The sequence below is a fragment of the Planctomycetaceae bacterium genome (assembly GCA_039680605.1).
Lineage (GTDB): Bacteria > Planctomycetota > Phycisphaerae > SM23-33 > SM23-33 > JAJFUU01.
The window spans coordinates 1-9318 of the sequence record JBDKTA010000037.1; the positions used below are offsets into that span (position 1 = coordinate 1).

The following is a 9318-nucleotide window of genomic DNA, read 5'->3' on the forward strand; positions in this document are numbered from 1 at the left end:
CGCAGAGAAAACAGGGGCGGGAAACCTCTTAAGTCTTCCTCTTAACACAGTTGCTTTTCTCTGTTTTCTCTGCGTGTCTGTGTCGCATCTGGCAACACGGGATGGCGTTGTTATGGGCGGATGGGGCGGTGGCAGATGGCTAACCAGGTCTTGGCGCGGTCGTCGAAGCCGGGCGTGAAGGCGTAGTTTCTTGCGTGGTGGCGGCCTTGCCCGATCAGCCTTGACAGATAGTGGCGCCAGTCTTTTCGGTAGACCTCGCTGAACGGCTCGACCTGCTCGAACCGCCCGGCGAGCAGTTGCTGAAATTGGGCGGCGGTGAAATGCACCTGGTGATAGGGCTTGTCGGCCTGGTCGGCGAGTTCCTTGGCCCCGTTGGGCACGGAGATGAACGCGACGGCCTGGTCGCAAAGTGCCGCGGCCAGGTTTGTCAGGCACAGTCGCGGGTCGCGGACGTGTTCGAGGGTTTCGAAGCAGGTCAGGACGTCGAAGGGGCGATGGCTGGCCGGCAGGGGCTCGTGCAGGTCGTGCATGTCGAATCGCACGTTGGGGGCCAGGTAATGCGTGCGCGCGTGGGTCAGGACTTCCTCGTCGAGATCCAGCCCGAGGACGAACTGGGCGGTCGCAGCCAGGTAGCCAGCCCCGAACCCGCTGCCGCAGGCGGCGTCGAGCACCCGCGTGCCCTTGGCTTGGCGGGCGGCCAACAGGTAGCGGGCGAAGTGCCTGCCATGCCGCCGCGCGGCCATCCGGAAATCGGGCGGCCTTACGGCGGTGGACAGCACATCGTGGGTTATCTGCATGGCCGCAAAGGTAGCAGGTTTTCGCCGGCGGCTGCAAGGGTATTCGCCCGCGTCTAGCCCGAACTGCATGAACCGCAGAAACCGCAGAGTACGCAGAGAAGAAATTGGCTCAAAACAAGACCAACTAACGTCGCGAGCGGCGCTAATCTGAAAAAACGGACTGTCCATGAGGCCCACTCCGTAATTTTCTGTTAGTCTTTTGATGCAAGACATCTCTGCGGTCTCAGCGATCTCCGCGGTGAAATATCCGGGCTAGGCGGCCGGACCGCCGAGGAAGTCGTAGGATACGCGGTGCTGGACGGCTTCGATCTCGGTCAGCGACTCTTTCAGAACCGCTCGCTCGATGTGTCCCAGGGCGTCGGGGTCGATGAGGTTGTTGACGGGCAGGCCGGCCGCTATGGCGTCGCACTGGTGGCGCAATCGCAGGCGCATCATCGACTCATACGCCGCCCGCATTTCGAGGAACGTCGTCTGGGGAATCACCGCGGCGTCGACCAGGGCGGCCAGGCGGTCCAGCGTCCCGGTGGCGGCTGTGCCGTGTCGCAAAGCGTAGAGGCGGGCGAAGCTGACAACGGGCATCATGGCGGCCTTGAGGTCGACCAGGCCCGGGGCGTCGCTGTCGGCCTTGCCGGTGACGATGCGTCCGAAGAGCCCCAGGGGCGGGCGGAACAGCAGGGCGTGCTGTGCGAAGTGGGGGAAGAAGTCCGGCGCGGCGGCGACGGACTGCTGAACGTGCCGCAACAGCGCCTCGACCAGGGAGGCGTCGCCGGCGACGGCGCGGAAGTCGAAGAAGATGTTGAAGTCCAGCAGCTCGCGGGGCTCGGCGCGGACGATCCAGCGGGTGAAATAGCTCTTCCAGGTCTCCAGAGGCTGGCGCCACTTGGGGTTGTCGGCCATCACCTCGCCGCGGCAGCGCTCGTACCCGGCGTGGGCGAGACCGTCGCAGACCCGCCGGCCCAACTGCTCGAAGTAGTCGGCGGCCCCGGTGCCGCCGGCGGGGTCGTCGGCGTAGACGATGCCGTTGTCCTGGTCGGTGCAGAGGGTTTGTTCCTGGCGGCCCTGGCTGCCCAGGGCGATGAAGGCAAAGGCGGCGGGGGCGGGTCCCAGGTCTGCCTGGGCCAGTTCGATCAGGCGTCGGGTGGCGGCGTCGCAGACGGCGGCGACCTGTCGGGCGATGTGTCGCGGGTGCATCCCAGCTTCGAGCATCGCCGCGACCCTGGCGCCGCCATGGCGGCAGGCGCTGGCGATGGCGGGTTCGTCGCCGGCGGCGGATATCTGGCCGACGAGGTCGCCGGTCTTGTCCGGTGTCGGCTGAACCGGGCGGGAGGATTTGGAAAGCGGTCTGGCCAGCAAGACCATGCCGCTCTCGTCGCCGGCGACGAGGGGTTTGATGGACACCAGGCAGGTCAGGGGCGACTTGTCGCGTCGGCGCAGGGCGGTCTGGACGGGACCGACGGCGGCGGCGCCTTGCTGGACCTGGGCGACGGCCTGCCAGGCGTCGGGGTTGGCGGCGGTATCGCCCAGCAGGTCGACCAGGTCGAGCAGTTCCAGTTCGTGCGGGGCATATCCAAGCATCTCCAGCAGCGTGGGGTTGGCGTAGCGGCATCGCCCGCCCAGCACCAGCAGCGTTCCCTCGGTGGCGGCCTCGACGAGCCAGCGGTATCGTTCGGAGGTTTCGTGCAGGTGCTGTCGCGACTCGGCGCGTTGGCGTTCGATCCGCAGGCCGTGTCGCATGACGTAGAACAGGAGCATGGCGGTGATCACGGAAATGGCGACGGACCCGTAGACGAGCCCTTGCTCCATCCGGGCGATCTCCTCGTGTACATCCTGCGTGTAGACGCCGGTGCCGATGATCCACCCCCAGGGGGCGAACCCGCGGATGTACGATTCCTTGGCGGCCAGGTGGTGGGGGTCGTCGTTCCATTGCCAGACGTAATCGACGTATCCATGCTCCTTGCGACGCACCAGGTCGGCGAACTCGACGAAGATCTTCGCCCCGCGGGCGTCGGTGAAGTCGCTGACGTCGCGGCCGTTGAGGTCGCGGCGGTAGGGGTGCATGACGATTCGCGGGTGCATGTCCTGCAGCCAGAAGTAGCCCTTTGCCTGGCTACCATAGCGCATGGCTTCGATGCGGGCGATGGCCATGGCCTGTGCGTCCCGGCGCGTGAGATGGCCGGCGGTTTCCTGGCGATGGGCGTCGTCGAGCATGCTCCAGGCGGAGTTGGTCAGCTCGAGAATCATCTCCCGCTTGCGGTCGAGCAGGGCGCGTTCCAGTGTCGGAAGGGCGATGGCGAAGATGCCTGTCACAAACAGCGTGATCGCCAGCAGCGTCGGAAGAATGATGTGCAGGGCGAACCGCCGCAGGTGCCGCCGCGGAAGGATGACCGGTGGGGGGCTGGCCGGCGACGGTGCGGCTACGGCCGCTCCCGAGGCCACCGCCTCGCGAAACGCCCGCCAGGCGGAGGTGGGCATATCCACGCCGAAGGCGCCCGCGGCGGCTGCGGGATTGGCCAGGTGCTGGTCGGCCCCGCCGCAGATCAGCAGACCCAGGCGAGCGGCCATCTCGACAAGGGCGTGGCGGTCGGCCGGCGAGAACGAGGCATAGATCGCTTCGACGCCGTCGAGCCCGTGCGACTTGAGGTCGCCCAGCAACTCGCCCAGGCGGGGCAGGTCGTTCTCCAGCAGCAGCGGGTGGGCGAGGAACGCCTTGCCGCCGCCGCGGTGGATCATCGCGATGGCCTGGGCGATGTCCAGCCGCCCCTGGGGCGCGGCGCTGGGCCCGGCTGCGTCATTGGGCGCCAGGCGCTGGCGGCGCAGCGACTCGGAAATGCTGTCGACCCGGTCGCTGTGGCGGGGGGCGTTGCGAGACTGCTGCAGCGACTCGATGGTCGACAGCAGCTCGGCGTTGGCGGCGTCGAATCCGTACGCAAGCAGGTGCGCCTCGCGGCCGCGGCACTGGACCGTCAGCTCCAGCCCGCTGATGCATCCGATGCCCCGTCGCGAGGCGGCGGCGCGGAACTGCGAGGACCCGGCCACGGTGTCATGATCGGTCAGGGCGGCGAAGGCGACGCCGGCGGCCGCCAGGCGCGCCGCCAACTCCTCCGGCGCGAGCTGCCCGTCGCTGAACGAGCTGTGGCAGTGAAGATCGACGCGCTTGGTGGGCATAGGAGGCATTATACAGTGCCGCGGGCGGCATGGCAGACGGAAAGGGTGGCATGGCTGACAACAAGGGTGGCATGGCAGACGGAAAGGGTGGCATGGCGACACGCGAAGCGGGTCGCCATGTTGGCGAGCAGATACGCCGTCCCCATGGCGACCCCGCAAAAAACGCGGTGTCGCCATGCCACCCAGTTAAGCGGATGGGCCGTCCCATGGCGACCCCGCGAAAAACGCGGTGTCGCCATGCCACCCGATCGAGTCCGCTATTCCACCGGTGCGGGTACCGGCGACGCCCCTGCCGGAGGCGTGAGCGTCTGGGCTACCGGTCTGGCCGTCATCAGCGAGACCGCCACCAGGGTCACAAAGCTCAGCGGGATCGAGAAGATGCCCGGATTGCTGAACGGGATCGGCGCCGACGTCGGGTCCAGACCGTACTGCTTGAACATGTCCGGCGACAACGCAATCAGCACCAGCGATGAAATAATGCCCATGAAGATGCTGGCCGTGACGCCCTTGGCCGTCGTCCGCTTCCAGAACAGCAGCATCAGGATCGCCGGCAGGTTCGCACTGGCGGCTACCGCGAACGCCAGACCCACCAGGAACGTTACGTTCATGCCCTTAAACAGGATGCCCAGCATGATGGCGATGGCGCCGATGATGAAGGCCGAGATCTTCCCGGCCTTGATCTTTACCCGGTCGTCCATCTTCAGGCTCATGAAGCGGTCCATCAAGTCGTGGGCGACGGCGCCGGAGGCGGCTACGATCAGACCGCTGACGGTCCCGAGCACCGTGGCGAAGGCGATGGCGGAAATCACGGCGAACAGGAAGCTGCCGAACGACTTGGCCAGCAGTGGGGCGGCCATGTTGCTGTCGGCGGGGTTGAGCACGCCATTGAGCGTGGCGCCCAGGCCCATGAAGAGCGTCAGGATGTAGAAGAACCCGATCGCCGCGATGGCGACGATGGTGCTCTTGCGGGCGCTGGCGGGGTTGGGCACTGTGTAGTAGCGGATCAGGATGTGCGGCAGGGCGGCTGTGCCCAGGAACAGCGCCAGCATCAGCGAGACGAAGTCGAGCTTCTCAAGCCCGGTGCCCTGGACCTTGAACTTCTGCCCCGGTCGCATCAGGTCGCTGCCGGCGGTGACGGTCGAATAATAAACCGTCACCGTCGAGCCGTCGTGGTCGGTCAGGGTGGCGTCCTTCCAGCGGCGCACGAGGGTGTCCTTGTCGCTCATGGTCGCCAGGAACTCGAACGGGCCGACGCTTTCGCCCTTGACCGACTTGCCCGCGGCGATCTGCTCGACATTGCCCACCGGGCGCAGCTCGCCGTCCTTGACGCCGTTGACGAAGCGCCCCTGCCCGCTCGTCACGACCGACTGGGTCTCTTCCAGCACGACGGCCGGAGCGGCGGCGGGCTTGACCAGCCACCACGAATCGACGCCGCCCTTGGTCAGCCGCGCGAACCGCGACTTGGCGGCCTTGACCTCCTGCACCTCGGCCACCTGGTAGGCGGCGTCGGCGACGACGAGTTTGCCGGCGACCTCGGCGGCCTGGAGCTTGGTCAGCGGGTGGAAGGTTTCGCGCCCGCCCTGGTCGGGCGTGGTCGTCATTCCGCGATAGCAGATGGCGATCACCAGCACCAGCGAGAAGACGATCAGCAGCCCGCCCTTGATGAACTGCACATAGGTTGTCGAGGCCATGCCTGCCGTGGCGACGATCGTGATGACGATCGCGCCGACCATGATCACGCCCCAGTAGTGGGGCAGGCCCAGCAGCGGTTCGACCAGCACGCCGGCGCCGACCATCTGCGGGATCAGGTAGCACACCGACACGATCAGGGTGCTGATCGCTGCGGCCAACTTGATGCCTCGCGAATTGAACTTCGAGTCGATCGCGTCGGTGAAGGTGTACTTGCCCAGGCGCTTCATGGGCTCGGCCACGATGAACAGCGCCACGATCCACCCGGCGAGGTACCCGATCGAATACAGGAACCCGTCGTATCCCTGCGTGGCGATCATGCCGCAGATGCCCAGAAACGAGGCCGCCGAGAGGTAATCGCCGGCGAAGGCCACGCCGTTGACGCCCCAGTGGATCTGCCCGCCGGCGGCGTAATATCCCTGGGCCGACTTGGTGCGCTTGCCCAGATAGAACGACAGGCCCAGCACGAACAGGACGAAGACGACGAAGATCGTGATAGCCATTACGCGTTTCCTTCCTGCTTGGCCAGAGTGTGCTCGCGCCTGCGGCAGAGGAGGTCGTAGATCACCGCCTGGACCAGCGCCCCGACGATCAAGCCGAACCCGTAGACCGTCGCCAGGTTCATCCCCGCCAGCACGTCCGCGGCCATCCACTGCGGCTTGTACAGATTGATCACCACGAATCCGGCGTACAGCAGGCAGTAGAAGAGGAACATCCAGATTCCCAGCCGCGCCTTGAATGGCGCAGCGGCGTCTCTGCCGACTGGGGCCGCAGGTTCATGAAGCATGTGCAGGTTCCAATCTTGCCGACGCGCCTCGGGACGTGCCGGCAATTACAGGGGTGCGACGGCGGAAAACATCATGGTGCAGCCGCGGGCGCTGGGCCTCCAACGCTCCGGCGCGATTATCCGTTTCTGCCGCCCGATTGCAAACGAAAACATCTGCCCGGGGTCAATTGTAAAAATAATGATTCTGACAATTGGAATTTCCATTCCTCTGCCGATGTGGATAAAATACCGATGTTGATTCGGGGCCGCCGAAGCGCCCCTAGACCCTGCTGCCACGCGAGCGTAAGAGCCTACCGTGAGCATGCCTGACCAGGAGTAATGGACCGATGAAGATTTATGTGGGCAACCTCAGCTATGACACCACCCAGGAAAGCCTGGAAAGTCTCTTTGCCCAGCATGGGACCGTCGAAGACGTTTACATGCCCACCGACCGCGAGACGGGCAGACCTCGCGGCTTTGCGTTTGTGACGATGACTGATTCCGGTCAGGCCAAAGCCGCCATCGAAGCGGTCAACGGTCAGGAACTGGACGGCCGGCGCCTGAACGTTAACGAAGCCCGTCCCAAGGCCAACGGTGGCGGCGGCGGTGGTGGCGGTGGTGGCGACCGCGGTGGACGCGGCGGCGACCGTGGTGGACGCGGACGCTACTAGTCGTCAGTAGCCCAGGCCCAGCGGCCTGGAAGCCACAGCCGAGTACGGCTGGGCAACAAACAGTGCCTGAAGTATTTCCCCCGGTCCGATCCACCGGAGCGTGGGGACGCTGTCAGAAAAATCGCCATGGCCTCGACGCCATGGCGATTTTCATGCGCCCTATCTGTGTGGCATGGGCGTCCCGCCCATGCTCTTGCTGTGTGGCATGGGCGTCCCGCCCATGCTCCCCGAACTTTACGGTCAGGGCCACGCACAACGGAGTTGTGCGTGGCACCCGTCTCGCCCATGCTCCCAGTCCCTACGGAATGCGCATGCCCATGGCGACCCCGATGCAACTGCTGTCGCCATCCTTCCATTATTCCATTCTTCATCTTTCTTCCATCCATCCATCCATCCGCCCATCCTCCCCCCCAATCCCCTCTTCTTCCCGCTGGGCCCCTGGGCGATTATAATTCTCCGCCATGAAAACTTTGAGAACTCGACTGCTGCTCTTGCTCGTCATCCTCCACGCACTGGCCTTGGGCGCCGCGGCACAATCCGCTCCCGCATCGCGCCCGGCGGTGGATAGCGATTCCTCCGTCACGCACCACGTGCTGAAACTCAACGGGACGGAATTGGCCTACACCGCCACCGCCGCCTTCATGGACCTTCGCGACGAGGGCGGAAGGCTGCAGGCCCGCATCTTCTATACCGCCTACACGCGAGACGGCCAGAACGCCGCCGTGCGGCCGCTGACGTTCGCCTTCAACGGCGGACCCGGCGCCGCCTCGCTGTGGCTGCACCTGGGCGCGATGGGTCCCAAGCGCGTGCTGCTGGCCGACGACGGCAAGGCCCTGCCCAAGGACATCCGCCTGGTTGACAACGACCAGACCTGGCTGGAGTTCACCGACCTGGTTTTCGTGGACCCCGTCGGCGCCGGCTACAGCCATACCGCAGCCGGCGTGGCGGCGGACAAATATTTCGGCCTGGAAGGCGACATGCAGAGCCTGGGCGAGTTCATCCGCCTGTTCGTCAGCGCCAAGGGGCGGTGGGCGTCGCCCAAGTACCTCGCCGGCGAGAGCTACGGGGCGACGCGTTCGTGCCTGCTGGCCGAGCACCTCCACAGCAAGCACGGGTTGGACCTGGCAGGCCTGGTGCTGCTGTCGTCGGCTTTGAACTTCCAGACGTTCTCCTTCGGCAGCGACAACGACCTGCCTTACATGCTCTATCTGCCTTCGTACACCGCGACCGCCTGGTATCACAACCGCCTCGACCCGGACCTGCAGAAGAGCCTTCCGGCCGCCTTGGCCGCGGCCGAGAAGTGGGCGATAGATGAGTACGGCCCGGCCCTGGCTCGAGGCAGCGCCTTGGAGGGAGATCAGCGAAGGAAGATCGTCAAGGGCCTGGTGCGGTTCACCTCGCTGCCGCCGGACTTGATCGAGCGCGCCGACCTGCGCGTGCCCTCGTACGTCTTCCGTAAGCAGCTCTTGCAGGACAAGTCCGCCTCCGCCGACGAACCGGCGCCGCAGGCGAAGATCGTCGGCCTGCTCGACGCCCGTGTCACGGGCTTCACGAACGACCCGCTGGCCGCCCACGCCGATTACGACCCGGCGATGTTCGTCATCGCAGGACCCTTCACCGCCGCCGTCCAGAGCTACATGAACGACGACCTGGCCTTTCGCACCAGCCGCCAGTACGTGTTCCTCTCCCGCCATGCCAACTCGTCATGGAATTGGGGCTCCGCCCGCAACGGGTACGTCAGCGTGACCGACAACCTGACGCGCGCCATGACGCAGAACCCCAACCTGAAGGTCTTCGCCGCGATGGGCTATTTCGACCTGACCACCGGCTACTTCGCCCAGGAATACACCTTCCGCCATCTTGGCCTGCCGCCGGAACTGCGAAAGAACATCACGATGGCGTACTACTTCAGCGGCCACCAGATCTACAATCACATCCCCTCGCTGAAGCAGTTCACCCGCGGGGTGAAGGATTTCATGGCCGCCCCTGCGGCGGCTGCGAAATAGGCATTCTCATCCGCCGGCGATTGCAGCGATATCGGCCAGGGGCAGTGCCTCGACGTTCTTGTCTATCGGAAACCGCTCGCATGTGGAGTGCGGCAGCCTTAGAGCATCTAGCGATCATCTGTAGCGTATCCGCAGCTACGGAAGTAGCCTTGGCACTCCTCCGCGCTCACGGCCCTGAGAGCTTGGCCGATCACACCAATGAGTTCCTCCAACGTACGCCCGGC

Annotated in this window: 6 protein-coding genes; 2 read left to right on the forward strand and 4 right to left on the reverse strand. The window is 65.4% G+C overall.

All coding sequences use genetic code 11. From position 1 onward, the window contains the following. Positions 1 to 110: 110 nt before the first annotated feature. The 4 genes from ABFD92_10910 to ABFD92_10925 form a co-directional block, all read right to left on the reverse strand. Positions 111 to 797 (reverse strand): class I SAM-dependent methyltransferase, encoded by a 687-nt coding sequence (locus ABFD92_10910; protein MEN6505042.1) that lies wholly within the window; start codon positions 795 to 797, stop codon positions 111 to 113. A gap of 252 nt (positions 798 to 1049) precedes the next feature. Continuing rightward, positions 1050 to 3962: a DUF294 nucleotidyltransferase-like domain-containing protein gene (locus ABFD92_10915; protein MEN6505043.1), complete on the reverse strand. Its 2913-nt coding sequence runs from the start codon at positions 3960 to 3962 to the stop codon at positions 1050 to 1052. 257 nt (positions 3963 to 4219) lie between these two features. Beyond that, the gene (locus ABFD92_10920) at positions 4220 to 6154 is read right to left on the reverse strand and encodes a cation acetate symporter (protein ID MEN6505044.1); all 1935 of its coding nucleotides are present in this window, start codon (positions 6152 to 6154) and stop codon (positions 4220 to 4222) included. After that, the gene (locus ABFD92_10925; GenBank protein MEN6505045.1) at positions 6154 to 6438 is read right to left on the reverse strand and encodes a DUF485 domain-containing protein; all 285 of its coding nucleotides are present in this window, start codon (positions 6436 to 6438) and stop codon (positions 6154 to 6156) included. Before ABFD92_10925 ends, ABFD92_10920 begins: the two co-directional genes overlap by 1 nt. 326 nt (positions 6439 to 6764) lie before the next feature. Here ABFD92_10925 and ABFD92_10930 point away from each other — a divergent pair, with 326 nt between their 5' ends. Together ABFD92_10930 and ABFD92_10935 are read left to right on the forward strand one after the other, a co-directional pair. Beyond that, positions 6765 to 7088, forward strand: coding sequence for an RNA-binding protein (locus tag ABFD92_10930; GenBank protein ID MEN6505046.1), 324 nt, complete (start codon positions 6765 to 6767; stop codon positions 7086 to 7088). 461 nt (positions 7089 to 7549) lie between these two features. Next, positions 7550 to 9094 carry a peptidase S10 gene (locus ABFD92_10935; protein ID MEN6505047.1) on the forward strand — a complete coding sequence of 515 codons (1545 nt, stop codon included), beginning with the start codon at positions 7550 to 7552 and terminating at the stop codon, positions 9092 to 9094. The last annotated feature ends 224 nt before the right edge of the window (positions 9095 to 9318 follow it).